Raw genomic sequence first — 23,707 nt, forward strand, 5'->3', positions numbered from 1 at the left:
ACCGTCATGACCCTTTCTCGCCGCCGCACCAGCCAGTTGGCCTTGGGGTTGATCACCCTGTTGCTGGCCTCGACCCTGATCTTTCTGTACATCAAGTCCTCCAGCGACCAGGCGTCTTCCTACACCCACTCCCGGGACCTGATCCGACAACTGCAGCAACTCAACGCCCAGTGGGACAGCGAAGTCCTCAAGGCCAGGATCGCCATCACCCACAACTACGACCCTCTGGTGACACCCCTGACGGAAATGACCCGGTTGTGGGCCGAGCTGGAAGCACGCGGCTCGTACCACAGCCCGCAAGACCTGCCCGCCTGGCAAGCCAGCCAGCAGGCTTATCAAGCGGCCATCCAGGAAAAGGCCCGGCGCGTCGACCAGTTCAAGTCCCATAACGCGGTATTGCGCAACTCCCTGGCTTTCCTGCCGACCGCCGAAGACGATATCCAGGCGCAGTTCAACCAGGTAAACGACGATACAAAAGCGCAACTGCAAAGCGTGGCCACCGACACCTACGACCTGCTGCTCAGCAGCCTTGAATTCGCCCAGGTCACCAGCGACGAGCGCGCCGCCGACATTCTCGTCGGCCTGGGCAAGCTGGCCGTCAACCAGGAACTGCTGCCCAGCGAATTCCGCGGCCCGGTGGAGATCCTGAGCAATCACATCGAACTGATCCTGCGTGAACAGCCGGTGGTGAACACGTTGCTCGACCAGATCGCCGCCATTCCGGTAGCCGAACGCCTGGATGACCTGACCACCCACCTCAACCTGGACCAACAGGCCCTGGACCGGGTCGAGCAGCAATACCACCGTTACCTGCTGGTGTTCTCCACACTGCTAGTGGCCCTGTTGCTGTACCTGACGATTCGCCTGCTGCGCAGTTTCGCCGAGATCAACCGTGTCAACCGCGCCTTGCAGGCGGTGAACGAAACCCTCGAACAGCGCGTGGAACGGCGCACCCGACAGCTCAAGGATGCCCAGAGCGAGCTGATGGACAGTGCACGCCAGGCCGGCATGGCGGAGATCGCCACCAACGTGCTGCACAACGTCGGCAACGTGCTTAACAGCGTGAACATCTCCGCCGACCTGGTCACCCGCAAACTGCGCAGCAGCAAGGCAATGGGCCTGGGCAAGGCCATGCAGTTGATCAACGAACGCCAGGGCGACCTGGGCACTTTTATCACCGAGGATGAGAAGGGCAAGTTGCTGCCCGGTTACTTGAACCAGTTGGTGGACGCCATTGCCGTCGAGCAACAAGGCCTGATCGAGGAACTGGGGCAATTGAGCAAAAGCGTGGACCACATCAAGGACATTGTCTCCACCCAACAATCCTATGCGGGCGCGCCCTCGCTCAAGGAGCCGGTGCAGATCAGCACCTTGATGGAAGACGCCCTGCGCATGAACGCGGGGGCCCTGAGCCGGCACAATGTCACAGTGGTCAAGCACTACGGGCAGGTGCCGGAAGTCCTCGCGGACAAACACCGCTTGCTGCTGATCATGGTCAACCTGATCAGCAACGCCAAGTACGCCATGTCCAACCTCACTGACCGGCCACGGCAGATGACCCTCACGGTCCAGTCGCTGGAGGACAACAGGTTGCAGATCAGCGTGAAGGACGAAGGCGAAGGCATACCTGCCGAGAACATGACGCGGATATTTACCCACGGTTTTACCACCCGCAAGGAAGGCCACGGTTTCGGGCTGCACAGCTGCGCGCTGGCCGCCGTCGAAATGGACGGCCACCTCAGCGCCCACAGCGACGGGCCGGGCCTGGGCGCGCTATTCACCCTGACGATCCCCCTCATTCCTGCCGGAAGCCTCGTATGAACCAGCCTCCCAACCGGCGCATCCTGTTGATTGATGACACGCCGTCGATTCATGAGGATTTTCGCAAGATCCTGATGCCGCCCATTGAATCCAATCAGGAGCTGGATGACATGGAGTCGGCATTGTTCGGCGAAACCAGCAAACCCACGGCTCCCCCCTTCGACCTGCACTCGGCCTACGGCGGCGAAGAAGGCCTGCAGCTGCTCATCACCGCCATGGCACACCAGCAGCCCTATGCCCTGGCATTTGTCGACATGCGCATGCCCCAGGGCTGGGACGGCGCGAGGACCATAGAAGAGCTCTGGAAAGTCGCCCCCGACCTGCAAGTGGTGGTGTGCACCGCGTACTCGGACTATTCCTGGGAGGACCTGCTCGACCGTCTGCAAGGCCATGATCGCTTGCTGATCCTGAAAAAACCGTTCGATAACATCGAAGTCCAGCAGATGGCCAACACCCTGGCCAATAAATGGGACATGGCCCGTCGCGCCGCGCTGCAAACCACCCAGCTGGAACGGCTGGTGGAACAACGCACCCACGCGCTGCAGCTGGAAATCGAAGAACGCAAGCACCTGGAAAGCCAGCTGGTGCAGTCGGAAAAACTCGCCTCCCTGGGGCAACTCGCCGCGGGCGTGGCCCATGAGATCAATAACCCGGTAGGCTTTATCTCGTCCAACCTCAGCACCCTCGACGGCTACTTCACCCAGTTGCAACAGATGCTGGAGGCTTACCGGCAGGCCGAAGAAAGCCTCGCCACGGGTGAACAGCACGAGCAGCTCAAGGCCTTGCGCACCCGCCTGGAACTGGAGTTTCTACAGGAAGACATTCCGGTGTTGATCCACGAGTCCAAGGAGGGCATCGGCCGCGTGGTGCAGATCGTCAAGGACTTGAAAAACTTCTCGCGGGTGGACAACGACCAGACCTGGCAATTCGCAAACCTGCAACAGGGCATCGATTCGACGCTGAACATCGTTGCCAGCGAACTCAAGTACAAGGCCGATGTGGTCAAGCACTACGCACCGCTGCCAGAGATCGAATGCCTGGCCTCGCAGCTCAATCAGGTGGTGATGAACCTGGTGATCAATGCCGCTCAGGCCATGGGGCCGGAGCGCGGCATCATCACCATCAGCAACGGTGTGGAAGGCGAGCACGTGTGGCTGGAAGTGGCGGACAACGGCTGCGGGATTGCCCCCGAGGCGGTGCAGAAAATCTTCGACCCGTTTTTCACCACCAAGCCGGTGGGGGAAGGCACTGGGTTAGGACTGTCACTCTCCTACGGCATCGTCAAGAAACACCATGGCGATATCTTTGTCAGCAGCGAACTGGGCAAGGGCACGAAGTTTCGCGTGGTATTGCCGATTCGGCAGACGGCGGCGTAGGGCACGCCGTCCGCGCCGTTAAGGACATCGCTCGGACGCGGGAAGTCAAATCCCGGTCGGCGTTGTTTTCAGCGTTCCTGCAAGCCCAGCAGCGGCAGTGAACGTGCCCCCAATCGCCTGGGTCAGCCCCAACGTCGACTTGACCGACTTGGGTGTGGATTCGTTATGGGCGACCGCTTGTCCGTATCCGTTTAGAACCGACACCCAATCGCCCTTCGCCGCCCCCGCAATCGCTGTGGCCAACCCCGTCTTCAGGGTTTTATCAAGGCCGCTTTTCAGCCCGTCCATCATCCCGTCTACACTGCCATCTGACTTTTCCAGCCCATGAAGCATGTTGCTCAAACCGGGAATAAACCAGGTGTGCCGAGCGATGTCGCCACTTGCCTTTTGGACCCAGCTGCGGTCGGCGTCTACGGGCGCTTGCGCCGATAATGACGGTGCCATTTGCTGATAGAGCCTGGACTTGACCAAAGGGTTGCCATTGGACATGAAAGGGGCAGATTCGCGGGGTGTCGACGTAAAGAACCGCGCGCTGTCTGGCGCAGGATGGGGCGTGGTAGAAGGCATCTGCGACGACGAGGCAAAGCGTGTCAGCAGATCCACTGCGGTCAGGGCAGTATTGATATTGCTAATCATGGTCGGCTCACTTTGGGAAAGGTTGGGGAACTCCCGTTTAAGTGGCCAGGGGCGACCTATGAGTTCCGCACGCCAAGGCCTCTGAAATGGGCACCTGCATGGCCAAACCTTGGCCACGATTTCGCAGCGGACGCAGCATGAACGATCGACCTTTTCAAAACCTGCTCAGATCATTGATCTGCCTGCCCTCGCAACCTGTTATTTCTGACAGTAGACAGACCCTTTTCCCGACTCGACACTCCACACAAGCAACACGATTGCATGCCGGTGGCGTGCTGAACGTGAGGCCTGGGCTCTCATCGTCGAAGGAAATGACACAATGTCTACGCGCCGCGAGTTCCTCACATACGCGTCACTGGGCGCCTTGCTCATGCCACTGGGCAGGGACGCCCCGGCGGCCGATACAGCCGACCCGTCCAGTACTTTTTCCTTCGAAGGCTTGATCGAACAGGCACAAGCCGATGCCTTGAAACCCTACACCTACCCCAGCACTGCATCGGCCGCGCTGCTGGCGCGGCTCGACTACGCCGCCCACGGCCAAATCCGCTTCAAACCCGAGCACGCCCTGTTCGCCAAAGGCCCGGGCAAGTTCCCTGTGACATTCTTTCACTTGGGGTCGTTTTTTCGCACGCCCGTCAGGCTGTATGTGCTGGACAACGGCATCGCCCGCGAGATCGTCTACGACCCGGCGCACTTTGATATGCCGGGCGACAGCCCGGCCCATGCCCTGCCCCGTAACAGTGGATTCGCCGGCTTTCGTATCCAGGAAAGCCGCCTGGGCGACCAGGCCAGGCTGGCGTGGCAACAAAACGACTGGATGGCCTTTCTTGGCGCGTCGTACTTCCGGGCCATCGGCGAGTTGTACCAGTACGGCCTGTCGGCACGGGCGATTGCCCTGGATGTGGCACAAGCCGGCAAGGCCGAAGAATTCCCCGACTTCACCCATATCTGGTTCGAGCCGCCAAAGAACCAGCACACAAACGCCATGACCCTCTACGCGCGGCTCGACGGCCCCAGTATCTGCGGGGCCTACCGTTTCGTGATCCACCGTACACAGGGCGTGGTCATGGACATCGACTGCACGTTTTTCCTGCGCAAGAACGTCGGCCGGCTGGGCATTGCGCCGCTGACCTCGATGTTCTGGTTCAGTGAAACCGCCAAGCGCACCGCCGCCGACTGGCGCCCCGAGGTCCACGACAGTGACGGCCTGGCGCTGTGGACCGGCAACGGAGAACGTATCTGGCGGCCCTTGAACAACCCGCCACGCACCCTGGTTTCGGCGTTCAGCGATCGTCAACCGAAGGGCTTCGGCCTGCTACAGCGCGACCGTAATTTCGACCACTACCTCGATGGGGTGAATTACCAACGGCGCCCCAGCCTGTGGGTCGAACCGTTGGGCGATTGGGGCGAAGGCAGCGTGCAACTGATGGAAAACGGTACCGACGACGAGATCCACGACAACATCGTCGCGATGTGGGTACCCTCGGCCCCGGCGGAAGCGGGCAACCGTTATGCGCTGCGTTATCGCCTGCACTGGCTGGCCCAGGAACCCTACGTTTCGCCACTGGCGGTGTGCGTGGCCACCCGCCTGGGCAAAGGCGGCTCACCGGGCGAGCCGCGCCCGCTGGGGGTACGTAAATTCGTGGTGGAATTCCAGGGCGCCCCCTTGGAAAAACTCGCACCGGGGGTCAAGCCCGAGGCCGTGATCAGTTGCTCCAGGGGCGCCCTCAGCCGGGTCTTTACCGAAGCGGTGCCGGACGGCGTCGCCGGCCATTGGCGAGCACAGTTCGACTTGAGCGTCGACGGCAAGGACCCGGTGGAATTGCGCCTGTTCCTGCGCATGGACGGCCAGCCGCTGTCAGAAACCTGGCTGTATCAGTACCATCCCTTCCACTCCGAATCGACGGCAATCGGTACCCCCTCAACGGCTGCCCCAGGCAATAGTCCATGAGGCTCGGCGGTCAATGGGCGCTGCTCTGCCTGGCGCTCAATGTCAGCGGCAACGCTCTTCACGCCGGCGAGCAGGACCGCGTAGAGGCCTTGTTGCAGCAGATGACGCTGGAAGAAAAAGTCGCTCAACTCAACCAGCTCGGCGTCCAGGACACACCTACCGGCCCGGCCATTGACCCAGGCGAGCTGGCGCAACTGCCCATGAGCACCGTCGGCTCGGTCCTTGGCGCCTACGGCGTCGAACAGACCCGACGGTTGCAGGAACACGCCGTCACCCATTCGCGCCTGCCTATACCTTTGTTGTTTGCTTTTGATGTGGTCCACGGGTTTCGCACCGTATTTCCCGTGCCGTTGGCGGAAGCCGCTGCCTGGGACCCTGACCTGGCACAACGAACCGCTCGCGCGGCGGCCGTTGAAGCGACGGCCAGCGGCATACACTGGACCTTCGCGCCCATGGTCGACATTGCCCGCGACCCGCGTTGGGGCCGTGTGGTGGAAGGCACCGGCGAAGATCCGTTCCTGGGCGCAGCGCTGGCCAGCGCCAAGGTGCGGGGGTTCCACGGCGCCGGGCCTGCCGACCCGTCATCTATGCTGGCGACCGCAAAACACTTCGTGACCTACGGTGCCGCCGAAGGCGGGCGCGACTACAACGTCGCCGACGTGTCGGAACGCACCTTGCGGGAAGTGTACTTGCCGCCTTTCCAGGCCGCCGTGGCGGCTGGCGTCGATGGGATCATGCCGTCGTTCAACGAACTGGCCGGAACGCCCCTGCACAGCAACACCGCACTGTTGACCGGTGTGCTGCGCAATCAGTGGCGGTTCAGTGGCCTCATTGTCAGTGACTTCAACGCCCTCTGGGAACTGAGCCAGCACGGCATCGCCGGCAGCCCGGCCGACCGGGCACGGCTGGCGTTCAACGCCGGGGTGGACATCGACATGGTCAGCCAGACGTACCGCCAATACCTGCCCACCCTTGTGCGCACTGGCCAGGTTCCCCTGACCGCCGTGGATAATGCGGTGCGCCGTGTACTCCAGGCCAAGCAGCGCCTGGGACTGCTTGACGATCCCTACCGCTACAGCGACGAGGCGCGGCAACGGGCCAATGTCCTGACCCCGCAGCACCGGGCACTGGCGCGCGAGGCCGCGCAGAAGTCCATCGTATTGTTGAAAAACACCGACGCCCTGCTGCCGCTGTCCAAGCACCTGCGCAACGTGCTGGTGGTCGGCAGCCTGGCCAAGGATGCCGAGGCCACGCTCGGTCCCTGGGCCTTGGCGGCTCGTCCGGAAGATTCGATCACGGTCTTGCAGGGCATACGCCACGCCGTCGCCCCTGGCACCGAGGTGGTTTACCTGCCCGGCGCTTCGCCTATCAGCAACGAGACCCAGAACCTCAACGAGGTCCGGCAGGCCGCCCGCCGCGCCGAAGTGGTGGTCGCCGTGCTCGGCGAGCGCGCCGATCAGAGCGGCGAAGCCCGCAGTCGCGCGGACCTGGGCCTGCCGGGTGCCCAGGAAGCACTGTTGCGTGCCCTGCTGGACAGCGGCAAACCCGTGGTCATCCTGTTGATGAATGGCCGCCCGCTGGTGCTCTCGCAAAACGTGCGCCAGGCGCCGGCGCTGCTGGAAACCTGGTTCCTGGGCAGTGAGATGGGCCATGCCGTGGCCGACATTCTGTTTGGTGACGTCAACCCCAGCGGCAAACTGCCGATCACGTTCCCCCGCAGCGTAGGGCAGATTCCCCTCTACTACGCGCACAAAAACACCGGTCGTCCGCCCAGCGGCGATGGTCATTATGCCTCCGCCTACATCGATGAACACTGGACGCCGCTGTATCCCTTTGGCTTCGGCCTGAGCTACACCTCGTTCAGCTACTCCGCACCGCGGCTCAGCACAGAGCGGCTGGCGTCCACCCAAGTGCTGAGCGTGGCGGTCACCGTCACCAATACCGGAGCGCGCCCAGGCGAAGAAATCGTGCAGTTATACCTGCGCGATGATGTCGCCAGCGTGACCCGCCCGGTTCGCCAATTGCGCGGTTTCCGCAAAGTGCAGCTGGCGCCCGGCGAGGCGCGGGAGCTGACCTTCACCCTTGACCAGGCGGACTTTGCCCTGCTGGACAGCAACTTTTCGCCGGTGATTGAGGCCGGCACGTTCACCGTCTTCGTCGGGGCAGATTCGACCACCGAAAACCAGGCCCGGTTTGAACTGACCGATAGCCGTGCCTTGTCTATTTCGGGCCAGTCCGTCCCATCACCGGGATCAAACTGAGTACACCTGCAGGTTGTCTGGCGTTTCATTACTGGCGCAGAATGCCGGATCGACCTGAGAGTCCGAACCCAAGGAAACCGTATGAGCCTGTCCTTGCTAAGCCGTTACGCCTTCTTTGCCGTGTGCGTTATTTTCACCCTCGCCAGCCTGCCCTTTATCCAACACGAATGGCTGTGGCCCATCACCCTGGTCACCGGCGTGTTGAGCCTGATCGGTATTTTCGACCTGTTGCAAAGCCCCCATGCGGTGCGCCGCAACTACCCGATCCTGGGCAATATCCGTTACCTGGTGGAAGCCATCCGCCCGGAAATCCGCCAGTACCTGCTGGAGTCCGACAGCGACGCCCTGCCCTTCTCGCGCTCGCAGCGATCCCTGGTGTACTCGCGGGCCAAGAACGAAACCGCCGACAAACCCTTCGGCACCCTGATCGATGTGTACCAGCTGGGTTTCGAATTTATCGGCCACTCCATGCGCCCCGCGCCGCTGAGCGACCCCAGCGCCTTTCGCGTGATGGTCGGCGGCCCGCAATGCACGCAGCCGTATTCGGCGTCGGTGTTCAATATCTCGGCAATGAGCTTTGGCTCGTTGAGCGCCAATGCGATCCGCGCGCTCAACCAGGGCGCCAAGCTCGGCAATTTCGCCCATGACACCGGCGAAGGCAGCATCAGCCCCTATCACCGCGAAAACGGCGGCGACCTGACCTGGGAACTGGGCAGCGGCTACTTCGGCTGCCGTACCAGCGATGGCCGCTTCGACCCGGAGCGCTTCGCCGCGCAGGCGCAGAACCCGCAGGTGCGCATGATCGAAATCAAGATGAGCCAGGGCGCCAAACCCGGCCACGGCGGCATCCTGCCCAAGCACAAGGTGACTCAAGAGATCGCCGAAACCCGCGGCATCCTGATGGGCGAAGACTGCATCTCGCCGTCACGTCACAGCGCGTTCTCCACGCCCATTGAGCTGATGCAATTCATCGCCCAATTGCGTGAACTGTCTGGCGGCAAGCCGGTGGGCTTCAAGTTCTGCCTGGGCCACCCGTGGGAGTTCATGGGCATTGCCAAGGCCATGCTCGAAACCGGCATCCTCCCGGACTTTATCGTCGTCGACGGCAAGGAAGGTGGCACCGGCGCCGCGCCCGTGGAGTTCACCGACCATATCGGCGTGCCGCTGCGCGAGGGCCTGCTGTTCGTGCACAACACCCTGGTGGGCCTGAACCTGCGCGACAAGATCAAGCTCGGTGCCAGCGGCAAGATCGTCAGCGCCTTCGACATCGCCAGCGTGCTGGCCATCGGCGCCGACTGGGCCAACTCGGCGCGCGGCTTCATGTTCGCCATCGGTTGCATCCAGTCCCAAAGCTGCCACACCAATAAGTGCCCGACCGGCGTCGCCACCCAGGACCCGTTGCGCCAACGTGCCCTGGTGGTACCGGACAAGGCCCAGCGCGTGTTCAACTTCCACCGCAACACCCTCAAGGCCCTGGCCGAGATGCTCGCGGCGGCAGGCCTGGATCACCCGTCGCAGCTGTCGGCCAAGCATCTGGTACGACGCATGTCGGCCACCGAGATCAAGCTGTTCTCGCAGTTGCATGTGTTCCTCAAGCCTGGCGAGTTGCTCACCGGCGAAGTGAATGGCGAGTTCTATTCGCGCATGTGGCAGATGGCGCGGGCGGACAGTTTTGAGCCCCATGAGGTGGTGGCTGCATAACCTGCAAACACCCTTTCCTGCTGAACCGGACCACCGACGGCATCGTAGAAACAAGGAGATTCACATGCCGTTACTGGACTTCGCTGCAATCGCCGGGCAACTGCCTGACAGCTGGAAATCGATACGCCTGGGCCAGGTCGGCCCGGCGCGGATCAAGGTGCTGCGCATGGATGAGCAGGCTTACGAAGCAGAAGTGCACGACTACAACGAAGGGCTACTGGTGATCAGCGGCCATTTGCGCCTGAGCATCGCTGATGAAGAGATCCACGTAGAGACCGGCCAGATGTACCTCGTGGAAGCGGGCACCGCTCATGCCGTACTTCCAGGTAGCCAGGGCACCCTGGTGATCATTGACGCCTAGAGACATTCAGTAATACCCAACCTTTGCAATTGCTTACAAATACCGCCAACCTGCGCCCGCCCGACGTGCGGCGTACGACAACCTGCGCGCTCGCCGGTCATTACTAAACCTTTTGTTCAAGAGCCCGCTGCCATGCTGAACGGACGCGACCCACGCATCGATTTTTTTCGGGGCCTGGCGTTGATCTTCATTTTCTGGGATCACGTCCCCCACAATCCTCTCGGCCAGATCACCCTGCGCAATTTCGGTTTCAGCGATGCGGCCGAGGTCTTTGTATTCCTCGCCGGTTACGCCGCCGTGCTGGCCTACGGCAAGATCCTGCAACGCGACGGCTACTGGATTGCCTCGCTGAAAATCCTGCGCCGCGCCTGGGTGTTGTACGTGGTGCATATCTTTTTGCTGGCGATGCTGATGGGCATCGTGTTCTTCGCCAACAGCCATGTGGAAACCCGCGACCTGGTTCAAGAGATGGGCCTGACGCACTTCGTCACTCACCCGCAACAGGCTCTCACCGATGAGCTGCTGCTGCGCTTCAAGCCCAACCTGATGGACCCGCTGCCGCTGTATATCGTGCTGCTGGCGGGGTTGCCGCTGGTATTGCCGCTGCTGCTGCGCCACACCTGGCTGGTGGTGGCCGCGTCGGCGACGGTGTATCTGCTGGCGCCGTGGATGGGCTGGAACCTGCGGGCGATTGCCGACGGCGTGTGGTACTTCAACCCGGTGACCTGGCAGTTTCTGTTTATCCTCGGTGGCGCGGCGGCGCTGCAGGCCAGTCAAGGGCGACCGCCGGAACAGCGCCCGCTCAAGCGCCAGCCGTTGTTCATGGCGGCGGCGGTGTACACCGTGGTGGCGTGTGTGCTGACCCTGTCATGGCGCTGGCCCGAGGTGCATGACGCGTTGATGCCGTCGTGGCTCAGCGACCTGATCTATCCCATCAGCAAGACCGACCTGTCGCCGCTGCGCCTGCTGCACTTCCTGGCCCTGGCCTATGTCACCGCCAAGCTGTTGCCGGGTCGCGGCTGGACGCAAACCTGGTGGGCGCAACAAAGCTGCCGCATGGGCCGTTACTCCCTGGAGGTGTTCTGCCTCGGCGTGCTGCTGGCACCGCTGGCGGACATGCTCAACGCCCAGGTCGAGGATGCCTGGCCGATGCAGGTTTTCAGCGCGTTGCTGGGGCTGGCGCTGATGGCCGGGCTGGCGGCGTGGCTGGAGTTCAACAAGCGCCTGGACCTGGCGCTGCGCGGCGAGGCGCCGGCCCTTAAATAGATAGCCCCAGCGCCGGTATGCGCGGTGCTTCCATCTGCCTTCCACTTATCGTGAAAGGTAGAGCGCATGCCGACTCATCAATTACTCAACGGCCTGTCCGGCAATCTGCAATCAAGTACCACCTGGGCCCAGCAACAGGCGCTGGAGCTGATCCAGCGCAATATCCTGCAAGCCCTGGAAGGCCTGGACGCCGAGGAAAAACCCCGCTTCCTGCGCCTGCAACGCAACGCCCTGGCGGCCATGGCGGCGGTTGAAGCCGAAAAGGAACGGGTGGTCCGCAGCTTCAAGGCAGATGGCCTGGCGCAGTTGCGTGACCGGATCGGTGGGCGCGATCCGGAGCAGTATCGCTTCGAAACCACCTACCTGGAAAAGATCGAGCAACCGCTGCCCTGGGACCGGCAGCCGGGCAGTCACGTGCGGGTACCGCGGCGCTCCGACAAGGATCTGCGCTTTATCGAACACATCAAAAGCCTCTCGTTGTGGGAGGCCGCCTGCCTGAATTTCGGCTTCACCGCCTCGGTCCGCCAGGACTCCGGCTACAGCCTGGTGGACGCCAGCCGTGTGGTCGGGCCGGGTGGCGATCGCAGCCTCACGGCGCAGGCGTTCATCGCCATCGCCCGTGAGCTGGACCTGGGCCACCAGTTACAGGTGAAGATCACGGCCAGCCTCGATGAAAACGGTACGCTGCGCCGCTTGATGGGCGAGGCGGCGCTGGCGCTGCTGCAGTTCGATGTGCTTGACGCCTGGCGCAACCGCGCCCGCAACGGCCTGACCCGCGAGATGTATGACAGCCTCACCGCATCGATCGACGGCAGCGGGTCGCAACTGCCGGTCGACAGCCTGAGCCTGACCTCGGGCGTCACCCCCGTCATCGCCGTGCCCTTCGTCGCCTGGGAGAGTGCCATTCCCGTACCGCTGCTGCTGATCAGGGTCGCCAGCCTCGGGGTGCTGTCCTATTTTCCGTTCCGCCCCGGCGGCGCGCTGCGTTACCACAGCGATGCGCGCGCGGCAGAGGTGGATTTTCGCCAGCAGTTGCTGGACAGCCACCAGCAAGGCGACCTGGGCTGGTTTTCCCGGCAATTGCCCCTGGTGGGGTTGTCGGTGTTCCAGTCGTTGGTGACCCGGCAACCCCGCCCCGAGGGCATGAGCTGGCTGGCCGAGCGGCTTTACGATGGCTTTCACGCGGCCTTCCCGGAGCGCACCCTCAACGACATCCGCTTCTCCACCGACCCGCACGCCGGCCCCGCCGTAACCCTGGTGCAAGCCCTGACTTACCGGCAGATCCAACGCTGCCAGGCCGACCTCGACACCCTGGCCAACAGCCGTTCCGAAGCCGACTGGCAGGCGGTCCAGGACGCCACCGCCGCCGTTGCCGCCGAAGTCTTGCAAGTGCTGCTCACGCCCTTGCCCGGCGGGGTCACGGGGATGAACCGGGTGATGCAGCTGGCCGTGTTGGGCAGCATGACCTACAGCGTCAGCGTGGGCCTGAATGAAGCGGTCAAGGGCGATGCCAGCAGCTTCGCCTCGACCCTCAGCGATGTCGCCGACCTGGCCATCAGCGGCCGCTTGATCAGCGTCGCCGGCAGCGCCCATCGCCAGCGCATGCTCGGGCACCTGCAGCGGCTGGGCAATCCGCGCAAAGTCACGCGTCCCGACGGGGTGGAAGAGCTGTGGAAACCCGACGCACGTCCCTACGCCCATCGCCAGCAGTACCTGCTCGAGGGTAAACGCGCCGACGCCCTGTGCGTATTCACCGTGCAAGGCCAGCAATACGTCAAGCTGCACCATGACAACCAGACCCTGGTGGCCGAGGTCGCCCACGACCAGGCCACCCAGCGCTACGTTCTCAAGAACGGCAGCAGCCCCTACAAGCCACCGATTGTCTTCAACCCGGCGCTGCAAGCCTGGACCTTCGACCTGCACAACACCCAGGCCCTGTCGGATGCCCAGTTGCTGCAACAGATGCTGCCCGATGGCTCATCGCTGATCGCGCGGGCCGACCTGGAACGGATGCTGCGCAGCACGGCCACCTCCCGCGCCACCCTGGAGCACGTGTGGCAAGGCGAACCGGCACCGTTGAACCTGATCGAAGGCGTGCGCCGCCTGCAAGCCGACCAGGTGATCGAGCACATCATCAACCGCTTTCATGAGGCCGGCTATCTGCCCCCCTCTGGCGACAGCGTGGTGTTATGCCTGCTGACCCAACTGCCCGATTGGCCCGCCGCGACCTTGCTGAGCATCAGCGATCCGCAACGCAGCGTGATCGAAACCTTCGGCAAGACCGAGCCGACGGTGCCTGGCCCGACGACGATCACCCTCGTGCGCGGCGCCGACAACCGCTACCAGGCCGAAGGCGACGGCGGCCTGCCGCCTTATCGGGCCGACCCGTTGTTGAGTCTGGTCATCAGCCTGCAACCGAGTACCTCGCTGCTGGGTCTCACGGACCAACTCGACGCCACGCTCGAACAGCGGATCCTGGCAGTACGGCGCGACGTCGCCGCCCTGGCGCGGCGCGAACGCCTGGCCCTGTTCGCGGCCCTGGTGAACTACGCCGGCTATGAAAAACATGAGCTATTGCCGCCCGCCAATGTGCGGCGTTTCCTGCCGGTCAAGGCGTCGATGCCCTTGGTGGCGGTTACGCCGTTGCTGAAAAAACTGCGCGACCTCAACAGCCCGCTGTCACCGGCCTTGCTGGAGCGTCTGTTGGCGCAGCATCCCCTCACCCCACGCCAGCAGCAGGCCTATCTGCGTGAAGGCGGGCTGCCCACGGCCTTTGCCGAACTGTTGGACAACCACCGCACCGCCCTGCGCATCGACGCTGCGATCGATGCGCTGTACCACCCGCGCCAGTTCAACAACGATGCCGATCAATGGGCGCGGGAATTCGCCTCGGCGTTGATACGCCGAAGCCTCAAGCGCGACTTCCTCATCACCGAAGTGGTCGCGGGACGCATCGCCAAACCCTATCGCTCCAGCGGCCCCGAGGACCTCACCGTGGAGCTGCGTCACTACGGCGAGGGTGTCTATGAAGCCTATGACATGCGCAATGCCGGCACGATTGCGGTGACGCCGGCGGTGGACAGTTTCTACCTGGCCATCGGTTCGGTGCTGCAACCCCACGAGCGGCAACAATTGGGCATGCACAGTGCCACCGACGCCAGGGGCCTGCGCATCACCCTGGGCGACTACATGAGCAACCAGCGCGGCCCGGAAGGCTTTGTCAGACTGGCCGACGGTTCACTGGCCCAGTACGAGCACACCCTGGCACTGCCGCCCAGCCTGCGGCCGGATTCCGAGGGTATTTTCCCTCTGGCCGGCGACCACTATCTGCCGCTGTTCGGTTCCTGGTACCGGATCGTCTATGACAAACGGCTGTTCAAGTGGCGGCTCAAACACCCGCAGAAGATCGGTGTCGACACCCCGACCCTGGAGCACAACGGCGAGGGCGCATGGCGCCTGTCCAGCGAGAACCCCATGGGCTGGGACGACCACAGCCTGCTCTATCGCCTCGGGGGCGACCATTACACATTCCCCCAGGACACCGCCCGCAGCATTCTCGCCCTGACCGACACCCCGCCCCACGTACTGCGCCAGATACACCGCAGCGGTCGGGCATCGCCCCCGTTGTTGGCCGATACCTGCAAGCGCCTGCGCATCGACCAGGAAATCGACCGCTTCATCGAATCGATGTATGAGCTGCCCAGCGCCCCCGATCCGCGCCCGGACCTGCAACTGCTGGTGGTCTCCAGCCTGCCCGGCTGGCCCGACAGCCATGTGCTGGAGATTGTCGGCCAGGACGCCCCCATCAGATACCCTGCCCGCCATCGGCCCGACGCCAAAGTGGTGAGCGCCACCGACCAGGACCTCGAGTCGGCCGGGCTGCTGGAGAAATTCATCGCTGACGACGACCTGACCCTGGCACTGCTCGGCACGCTGCCGCAGACCCAGGAACAGCGGCTGTTCCAGCTGATCACCCGGATCGTTGACTACACCGACCGCGAGCGCTCGCAAATCCTCGAGTCCTTGTACATGCGCAGCGAGTCGGCGGGCAGCGAGCCCGAGCGCCGCTTCAAGACCAAGCACCCGGACCTGTCCACCAGCACGGTCAAGGCGATTCTCGGCCAAGCCTCCAAGCGCGAGCTCAAACAGCTGCATGAGCATGACCGCCTGAGCCTGCGCCTGGCCGAACAGGCACGCCTGAGCGGCCACGAGTTACGTTTGAACCGGGCGTTCGAAGGCCTGTATGTGGATGCCTGCGCCAACGCCGACAGTGACCGCATCACCCTGTACCTGCTGCACAACCTGCCCGCGTGGCCGAAGACCCTGCGCATCGATGTGCGTGAACGGGACAATCAGGGGCGCCTGCTGGAAACCGCCGGCCATCGGCAGGGCTCCTCGCGCCGGACCGTGGCCAGGACCAACCGCGGTTACCAGGCCTACACCCCGCAGGGCGAGCCGCTGGGCCAGCCTTCGAACCGATTGCTGCGGGTGATTCTCAGCAGCTTGTCCGCCGACGAGCAGGCCTTGCTCGAGGTGGACAGCGAAAGCGGCATCGCCCAACTGCGCACCCAACTGGCCGAACTGGCCTTCGCGCGCCGTGTGGAAATCAAGGGCCTGCTGGATATCCCCCATCTGCAACCCTGGATGCAACCGGCCATGGGGGTGGATCGTTCGTTCCTGGTGTATCCGTTCTGGCAACGTATCTGGCCGTTTCGCGGCCCACGGCCGCCGGATCTGGTGGCCAAGGTCCAGGAGCTTTACCCGCATTTCAACAATGACGATGCACGGCGGATGCTCCAGTCCCTGAACATGACCGACCCGGAAAAACTCATCGAGCTGGAACGCCGCCAGGCCGAGTACCAGGCCATGGATGTGGAGCTGTCACGCTGGAGCGAAACCCTGCTGCCGGCCGACGACGAACTCAATGACCCTCTGGGCATGAACCGTGGCCGGCGTCGCCATATCGCCTACCAACTGCGGGGCGCATGGCGGCGCGAAAACGCGACGTTCTACATCGCCGGCCTGTTCAACGTGCCGTCACTGGAGTTGCAGCTGGACGACGAAGGCCTGCCGCCCGGCTCGTTCCTGACCGGCACCAGCGGCTTCAGCCACATCGAGTACCTGCGGATTTCCGATAATGCCTTCCCGACCACGGGGGCAGAGTTCCTGGGCAAATTCACCCAGCTCAAGGCCCTGCGCATCGACTGTCGCCTTACCGACTTGCCCAGCGCGATCACCGACATGACCTGGCTCACCCACCTTGACTTGAACGACAACGACCTGCGCTTGACCGAAGAGTCGGTACAGCGCCTGGCCACTATGGTCAACCTGCAGAAACTCGACCTGAACGACAACCCGGACCTGACCCTCACCCCGGATGTCAGCCGGATGCTGCAGCTCAATACCCTGCACCTGGCCAACACCGGCATCACCCAATGGCCCATCGGCGCCAGCGCGCTGCCGGTGCTGACCGAGCTGCACTTGCAGGCCAACGGGATCAGCACCATTCCCGACGAAGTCTTCAGCAACCCCTGGCTGCAAATGGCCAATCGCAACACCCTGCTGCACGAAAACCCGCTGTCCGCCGAGACCCTGGCAAGCATAGACGCCTACCGTATCGCCACGGGTATCCGCCTGGGCGGTCAACTGCGCACACCGGCCCATGCCCCCGTGGCGCCGAATGACTTCGATAGCTGGCTGACCGGCGTCGCGGCGCAGGACGTGGCGGCCCGCCGACAATTGTGGGAGCAACTGCAGGCCAATGAAACGGCGAGTGCCGATGATGTGTTCCGGGTCCTGCGCGACCTCAAGCGGACCCACGCCTACCGCAGCAATACCTCAAGAACGCGGCTGACCGAGCGGGTCTGGAGCCTGCTGATGGCAATGGGCGAGTCGACGCAACTGCGCAACACGATCTGCCTCAATACCTACGGCTCAGGCAATTGCGGCGACAGCGTGCTGCTGGCCTTTACCAACATGGAACTGCATCACCGTATCCACCAGGCCAAGCTGCAACCCAGGAGTTACCTGGCCGACCGGGCCTTGCTGGAACTGGCCAAGAGTTGTTTCTACCTCAATCAGCTCGACCACTTTGCCGACCAGTTCGTGCTGGCGCGCGAACGGGCCGACCTGGACGCCGACCCCGCCGAGGTGACGATCTACCTGCGCAGTAAACTGGCACGGGAATTCAACTTGCCGTTTTATCCGCTGGAGCTGCTGTACAGCGTGGATGACTATGTGACACCGGCGGTGATCGACGAGGCGCGCCGGACCCTGCGCAGGCTTGGCCAGTCACCGGCGTTGCAGGAGGCGATCCTGGCCACCGAGTTCTGGATCGAGTACCTGGCCAGCAGTGAGCCGGAGGCGTTTTTCACCGTCAAGGACACCATCACCTACAAAGTCAGTGTGCTGGATCAGGAATTGCCGGACAGGCGTTCGGATGAATACCTGGAGCGTCGCCAGCAACTGGCCGACGATGAAGCCAACGAACACAACCGCCTGGTGCGGCAGTTGACCGAGGGCACGCAACGCACGTTGCAGCGGGTCTGAGACCGTGCGGGCCGACCTGTCGTAAAACAGGCCGGCCCGCGCTCAAGGGATCACGCCGACGGCTGTGAACCCTGGACGACCGGGGTCGGCTGCAGCTTGAACACGTAGAACAACACGGTCAGCAGCACCAGGAAGGCCGGCCCCACATACAGTGCCACGCGGGTATCCGGGAAGTACGCCATCAGGCCCACCACCAGCACCAGGAACCCCAGGGCCAGGTACGAACTGAGCGGGTACAGCCACATGCGGTACTTGAGGGCTTTCTGTTCGGCCGGGCTCAGGCTCCTGCGGAACTTGAGCTGGGCCAGCAGGATCATGACCCACGTCCAGATCGCGCCGAAGGTGGCGATGGACGTGACCCAGACGAAGACTTTCTCCGGTACCAGGTAGTTGAGCAGCACGCCCAGCAGCAAGGCGAAGATCGACAACAGCAGCGCCTTGCGCGGTACGCCGTTGCTCGAGGTGGTACCGAACGCGGCCGGTGCCTGGCCGTTCTGCGCCAGGCTGTAGAGCATGCGCCCGGTGCTGAAGATGCCGCCGTTGCACGACGACAGTGCCGCAGTGATCACCACGAAGTTGATGATGCCGGCGGCGGTCTTGATGCCCAGGCGCTCGAAGGTCATCACGAACGGGCTGCCCTGGGTGCCGATTTCATTCCACGGGTAGATCGACAGGATCACGAACAACGCGCCCACGTAGAACAGCAAAATGCGCCAGAACACCGAGCCGATGGCGCGGGGAATGGTCTTCTGCGGGTTCTTCGCTTCCCCGGCGGTGAGGCCGATCATCTCCACGCCCAGGTAGGCGAACATCACCATTTGCAGGGACATCAACACGCCCTGGACGCCATTGGGCATAAAGCCGCCGTGGCTCCACAGGTTGGAAATCCCTAGGGCCACGCCGTCGTTCCCAAAGCCGAAGGCAATGATGCCGACGCCGCCGATCACCATGGCAATGATGGTGACGATCTTGATCAGCGCGAACCAGAATTCGAACTCACCGAAGGCCTTCACCGCGATCAGGTTGATGGTGCCCATGCTGATCAGGGCTGCCAGGGCCCAGATCCAGCGCGGCGTATCGGGGAACCACACGCCCATGTACACCGCCACCGCGGTGATCTCCGCCACGCAGGTCACCAGCCACAGGAACCAATAGTTCCAGCCGGTCAGGAAGCCCGCCAACGGACCGAGGTAATCCTGGGCATAGCGGCTGAACGAGCCGGCGACCGGGTTGTGCACGGCCATTTCGCCGAGGGCACGCATGATCACCAGGATGGCCAGGCCACCGATGATGTAGGAGAGCATGATGGCCGGACCGGCCATTTCGATGGCCTTGGCCGAGCCGAGGAACAGCCCGACACCGATACAGGCGCCGAGCGCCATCAGGCGGATATGCCGTTCGCCCAGTTCGCGTTTGAGCGGGCCGCCCGAAGCGGTCTCGCCATGGGGCAGGTGGTTGCCGACTGGCATAGGGATACAACCTCGTCTTGTTATTGGATATGAGCCTCCGAGTCCGGCACGCCACGGCGGGTCAGCCATGGCATGCCGTCTCCAGTGGACCTTTTGGGTCAACCGGTCTGGCCGGGCCAGATCAGGGGGGTGCAGTATAAAAAGCTCAACCCAGTGATTTTCACTCTATAAACGGCAATATTCAGCGGGAACTCCCGGAAAATTCCGATTGTGCGGTGGGAGTATCGCACGGAGATGGTGCGCGGCTTAAGCCCATTGCCCTGCGTACTGACCCTGGCGGCGCACGCATCGGCGCGTCGAAGAACAGCGTGCGGGCCATGGGCAGGCTGATTTCGCCGCGACGAATCTCCAGGGGTTGCACGCGGTCGCCCGCACGCCGACAAATTTCTCGACGGTGCCAATCAGCGTCTACGCTTGAATCAAGTCCGATCAATCTGCCGGGATGGATCAATCGACTATGGGCGCTTTATGGCAAACCGATTCAACCAAGGCTGCGGCTCCCACCGACAGCATGGACGAACAGCCATTGCCACGACGCTCCCGCAAACGGCTGTACCGGTGGCGAATGGCGTGGCTGTTGCTGGTGATCGGCCTGATCGCCGCCGGATTCGCCGCCCAGCGCGAAATGCGCACGTCCCATTGGCAGGCCCGGGAATTGAGCCGCCTGGCCGCCACCTTGAACTACCGGATCGAACCCGGCCCCAGCGATGCCGTGGTCTATCCCGGTGACGGGCCTTTCGACAAGCGCCTGGGTTACAGCGACCTGGATGAATTCCTGCCGCGCCTGCTCAAGCGCAACTACCTGGTCCAGAGCCAGGTGCGCTTCTCCGCCCCCCTGATGACCTATGCCGAGCGCGGCCTGTTCGTGCCCTATGGGGAGAAAATCCAGGCCGGTTTGTCGATCAGCGATTGCCGCGCCGAGCCGTTGTACCGGTTCACCTACCCACAGCAGTCCTACCAGCGTTTCGACGCGATCCCGCCGGTGGTGGTCAACAGCCTGCTGTTCATCGAGAACCGCGATTTACTCGACCCGGCCCAGCCCCAGGCCAACCCGGCGGTGGACTGGCCGCGCTTCGCCAGGGCGGCGTGGTCGCAAGTTGCCAAGCTGTTGCACTTGCCCGGGCAGACCGCCGGCGGCAGTACCCTGGCCACCCAGCTGGAAAAATACCGCCACTCCCCTGATGGGCTGACGCTGTCCGGCGGCGAGAAACTGCGCCAGATGTTTTCCGCCAGCGTGCGCGCCTATCGGGATGGCCCGCAGACCTTGCAGGCGCGCCAGGACATCGTGCGCGACTACCTCAACAGCGTGCCGTTGTCCGCCGTACCCGGTCACGGCGAAGTGCATGGCATGGCCGAAGGGTTGCGCGTGTGGTACGGAGCCGACTTCGACCGCACCAACGCGTTGCTCGCCGACACCAGCCCGCAGGACCTCGCGCAAAAGGGCCTGGCCCTGCGCGAAGTGTTGTCGTTGATGATCGCCCAGCGCCGGCCTTCCCATTACCTGTCCAAAGGCCACGCGGAACTTTCGAACCTGACCGACAGCCACCTCCGCCTGCTGGAGCAGGACGGGATCATCGACCCTGCCCTGGCAAGGGCCGCCCTGACCAGCACAGTGAGTTACCGCGACTGGCAGCAACAGCCGACGCTCCAAGCGATTGACACCAACAAAGGCATCAGCATGGCCCGCAGCCGCCTGGCCGCCCTGCTCAACCGCCCGCTGTATGACCTGGATCGCCTCGACCTGTCCGCCACCAGCACCTTGCACAATGAGCTGCAAACCCAGGCCACGGCCTACCTCAAGCACCTGGCCGATCCGGCCTTTGCCGGGCAACTCGGCCTGCTCGGCCCGCGCCTGCTGACGCCCGCCAGCACCGCGCAAGTGCGCTACAGCTTCACGCTGTACGAGATGACCGGCGACGGCGCGCGGGTCCGGGTGCAGACCGACAACACCGACCAGCCCTTCGATATCAACGAGAGCAGCAAGCTGGAACTGGGCTCCACCGCCAAGCTGCGGGTGCTCACCACCTACCTGCAAATCATCAGCGAACTGCACCAGCGCTACGCCGGCCAGACACCGGCTGCGCTGAGAAAAGTCGATATCGATGAGCAGGATCGCCTGTCGCGCTGGGCCGTGGATTACCTGGCGCAAAACAGCGACAAGAGCCTGTCGAAGATGCTCGAGGCCGCGCTCGACCGGCCGTATTCCGCCAGCCCCGGCGAGAGCTTCTTTACCGGCGGCGGCCTGCATCGCTTCCATAACTTTCGCAATGAAGACAACGGCCGCAACCCGACATTGCGCGACGCTCTGCGTGAGTCGATCAACCTGCCATTTATTCGCCTGATGCGTGACTTGGTGCGCTACAGCACCTATCACGCAGACAACAACAGTGCCGAGTTGCTCAAGGACGACAGCAACCCACGGCGCCAGGAATACCTGGCCCAGTTCGCCGACCGCGAAGGCACGACCTTCCTGCTGCGCTTCTGGAAAAAGTACCGCAACAAGGACACCCAGGCGCGGCTCGCCACCTTTCTCGACAGCCTGCACCCCACCGCCATCCGCCTGGCCGCCGTGCACCGCTACCTGTTGCCCCAGGCCAGCCAGGCGAGTTTCAACAGCTTTGTGCGCTCGCACCTGACCGGCGCCAAAGCCACAGAAAAACTGACCGACGAACGCCTGGCCAAGCTCTACACAGACTACGGCCCCGGTGCCTACGACCTACCGGACCAAGGCTATATCGCCAAGGTCCACCCCCTGGACCTGTGGCTGCTCGGCTACCTGTTGAACCACCCCGACGCCACCTTCACCCAGGCCGTCGCCGCCAGCGAGCATGAGCGCCAGGAAGTCTATGGCTGGCTGTTCAAGAGCCGCCACAAGAGCGCCCGCGACAGTCGTATCCGCACCATGCTGGAGGTCGAGGCGTTCCTGGATATTCACCAGCGCTGGCAGGCGGTGGGCTACCCGTTCGACCACCTGGTGCCGTCCCTGGCCACGGCCATCGGCAGCTCGGGGGACCGCCCGGCGGCGCTGGCGGAACTGGTGGGCACGATCCTCAACGACGGCGTACGCGAGCCGACGCTGCGCATCGACAGCCTGCACTTTGCCGTCGACACGCCCTATGAAACCCGCCTGGTGAACAACCCCGACAAAGGCAAGCGGGTGATGCCCAGCGAAGTCGCCACCGCCTTGCGCGGTGCGTTGTCCCAGGTGGTGGATGCGGGCACGGCCAAACGCGTGTCGGGCAGCTTCAAGTTGCCCGACGGCACACCGCTGGCCATGGGCGGCAAGACCGGCACCGGGGACAATCGCATCGAAGCCATCGGTGCCGGTGGGCGCATCCTCAGCTCCAAGGCGATCAACCGTACCGCGACCTTTGTGTTCTATATCGGCGACCGGCATTTCGGCACGCTGACGGCCTTCGTGCCCGGCAGCGGCGCGCAGAATTTCACCTTTACCTCGGCGCTGCCGGTGCAGGTGCTCAAGGGCATGGCGCCGGTGCTGATGCCGTACCTGCAACCGGGCGGCCATACCCTGTGCAACCCGCCTCGTACCGTGACCTCAACAGACTAACCGTTGATTTCGATGATGCGTTCGGAGGTGTCCTCCACCAGATAGAACCGATACGTCCGCCCGGGCTGTTTTTCAAAGCTGAACACCCGGCCAGGGAAGATATGGTTCTTGGTGGTCGGGGCGCAGGATGTACGGTCCTTTGCCGCGCAATCCTTGAACTCATCCACCACCACCACGGTGTTGCCGGCATTGCGCAAGGTGTAACGCTGCCCGCCGTTTTCGACCCGGGTGTCGAAGCGGCTGTCCTTGGGCCGCACGAAGAACACCGTGCCGTAGCCGGCCATCACCTGCACGCCTCCGACCAAGGTCTCTTCGTAGGCTTTGCGCTCTTCGTCGCTGAGGCCAAAGCCGTCTTCGGTCTCGGGCGCGACCGGCAGGTAGCGTACCCGGAAGTAGCGCTCGCGCTCGCGATCGCCGATAAACACAAAGCGCGTGCTCTGCATGCCGTCCGCCGGCACGATCAGCCGCGCCGGGCTGGCCACCAGGCCGTTGCGCACGCTGCCATCGGCTTCGAGCTTGAGCGGCACCTCGTCGTAGCTGCCGTCGGGCTTGTAGAGCATCTCGGTGACATTGACCTTGACGAAGGCCGTCTTGGTGCCGCCATTGAATACCCGCTTAAGGTAGGTGCTTTTATCGCCGCGCAAGTAATCGTAGAAGTCACCGACGTTGATGTTCGGCCCGGCCTGGGCATTGAGTGAACACAGGATCAAACCCAGCATTGCATATAAAGCCTTCATAACTACTCCTC

Annotated in this window: 12 protein-coding genes; 9 read left to right on the top strand and 3 right to left on the bottom strand. The window is 63.3% G+C overall.

Features of this window, described 5'->3' with window-relative positions:
- Positions 1-6: 6 nt before the first annotated feature.
- Together AC07OT_RS04655 and AC07OT_RS04660 are read left to right on the top strand one after the other, a co-directional pair.
- Complete coding sequence (locus AC07OT_RS04655) at positions 7-1,821, top strand: DAHL domain-containing sensor histidine kinase (RefSeq protein ID WP_495107583.1); 1,815 nt, start codon at positions 7-9, stop codon at positions 1,819-1,821.
- Entirely contained in the window at positions 1,818-3,197 is a 1,380-nt protein-coding gene (locus tag AC07OT_RS04660) for an ATP-binding protein (protein ID WP_115487707.1), read from the top strand. Before AC07OT_RS04655 ends, AC07OT_RS04660 begins: the two co-directional genes overlap by 4 nt.
- A gap of 45 nt (positions 3,198-3,242) precedes the next feature.
- Here the strand turns inward: AC07OT_RS04660 and AC07OT_RS04665 are convergent, their stop codons facing one another.
- Positions 3,243-3,833 carry a hypothetical protein gene (locus tag AC07OT_RS04665; RefSeq protein WP_495107584.1) on the bottom strand — a complete coding sequence of 197 codons (591 nt, stop codon included), beginning with the start codon at positions 3,831-3,833 and terminating at the stop codon, positions 3,243-3,245.
- A 370-nt stretch (positions 3,834-4,203) separates the two neighbouring features.
- On the opposite strand from AC07OT_RS04665, the gene AC07OT_RS04670 reads away from it, so the two are divergent.
- The 6 genes from AC07OT_RS04670 to AC07OT_RS04695 all read left to right on the top strand — a co-directional run bounded on the left by AC07OT_RS04670 (position 4,204) and on the right by AC07OT_RS04695 (position 17,922).
- Positions 4,204-5,784, top strand: a complete 1,581-nt coding sequence (locus AC07OT_RS04670) for an OpgD/OpgG family glucan biosynthesis protein (RefSeq protein ID WP_495107756.1) — start codon at positions 4,204-4,206, stop codon at positions 5,782-5,784.
- The gene (gene bglX / locus AC07OT_RS04675) at positions 5,781-8,045 is read left to right on the top strand and encodes a beta-glucosidase BglX (RefSeq protein ID WP_495107585.1); all 2,265 of its coding nucleotides are present in this window, start codon (positions 5,781-5,783) and stop codon (positions 8,043-8,045) included. Before AC07OT_RS04670 ends, bglX begins: the two co-directional genes overlap by 4 nt.
- An 81-nt stretch (positions 8,046-8,126) precedes the next feature.
- Positions 8,127-9,746, top strand: coding sequence for an FMN-binding glutamate synthase family protein (locus AC07OT_RS04680; protein ID WP_065938672.1), 1,620 nt, complete (start codon positions 8,127-8,129; stop codon positions 9,744-9,746).
- Between the two features lie 64 nt (positions 9,747-9,810).
- The gene (locus tag AC07OT_RS04685) at positions 9,811-10,107 is read left to right on the top strand and encodes a cupin domain-containing protein (RefSeq protein WP_495107586.1); all 297 of its coding nucleotides are present in this window, start codon (positions 9,811-9,813) and stop codon (positions 10,105-10,107) included.
- Positions 10,108-10,239: 132 nt separating this feature from the next.
- Positions 10,240-11,373 (top strand): OpgC family protein, encoded by a 1,134-nt coding sequence (locus AC07OT_RS04690; protein WP_495107587.1) that lies wholly within the window; start codon positions 10,240-10,242, stop codon positions 11,371-11,373.
- A 66-nt stretch (positions 11,374-11,439) separates the two neighbouring features.
- Positions 11,440-17,922 (top strand): NEL-type E3 ubiquitin ligase domain-containing protein, encoded by a 6,483-nt coding sequence (locus tag AC07OT_RS04695; protein ID WP_495107588.1) that lies wholly within the window; start codon positions 11,440-11,442, stop codon positions 17,920-17,922.
- 50 nt (positions 17,923-17,972) lie between these two features.
- On the opposite strand, the gene AC07OT_RS04700 is transcribed toward AC07OT_RS04695, so the two are convergent.
- Positions 17,973-19,391 (bottom strand): amino acid permease, encoded by a 1,419-nt coding sequence (locus AC07OT_RS04700; RefSeq protein ID WP_495107589.1) that lies wholly within the window; start codon positions 19,389-19,391, stop codon positions 17,973-17,975.
- A 457-nt stretch (positions 19,392-19,848) separates the two neighbouring features.
- Here AC07OT_RS04700 and AC07OT_RS04705 point away from each other — a divergent pair, with 457 nt between their 5' ends.
- Positions 19,849-22,959, top strand: coding sequence for a transglycosylase domain-containing protein (locus tag AC07OT_RS04705; RefSeq protein WP_495107590.1), 3,111 nt, complete (start codon positions 19,849-19,851; stop codon positions 22,957-22,959).
- Here AC07OT_RS04705 and AC07OT_RS04710 read toward each other — a convergent pair.
- The gene (locus AC07OT_RS04710; protein ID WP_495107591.1) at positions 22,956-23,696 is read right to left on the bottom strand and encodes a molecular chaperone; all 741 of its coding nucleotides are present in this window, start codon (positions 23,694-23,696) and stop codon (positions 22,956-22,958) included. The genes AC07OT_RS04705 and AC07OT_RS04710 overlap by 4 nt on opposite strands.
- Positions 23,697-23,707: the final 11 nt, after the last annotated feature.

The organism is Pseudomonas sp. GW821-FHT09C10, assembly GCF_059418085.1.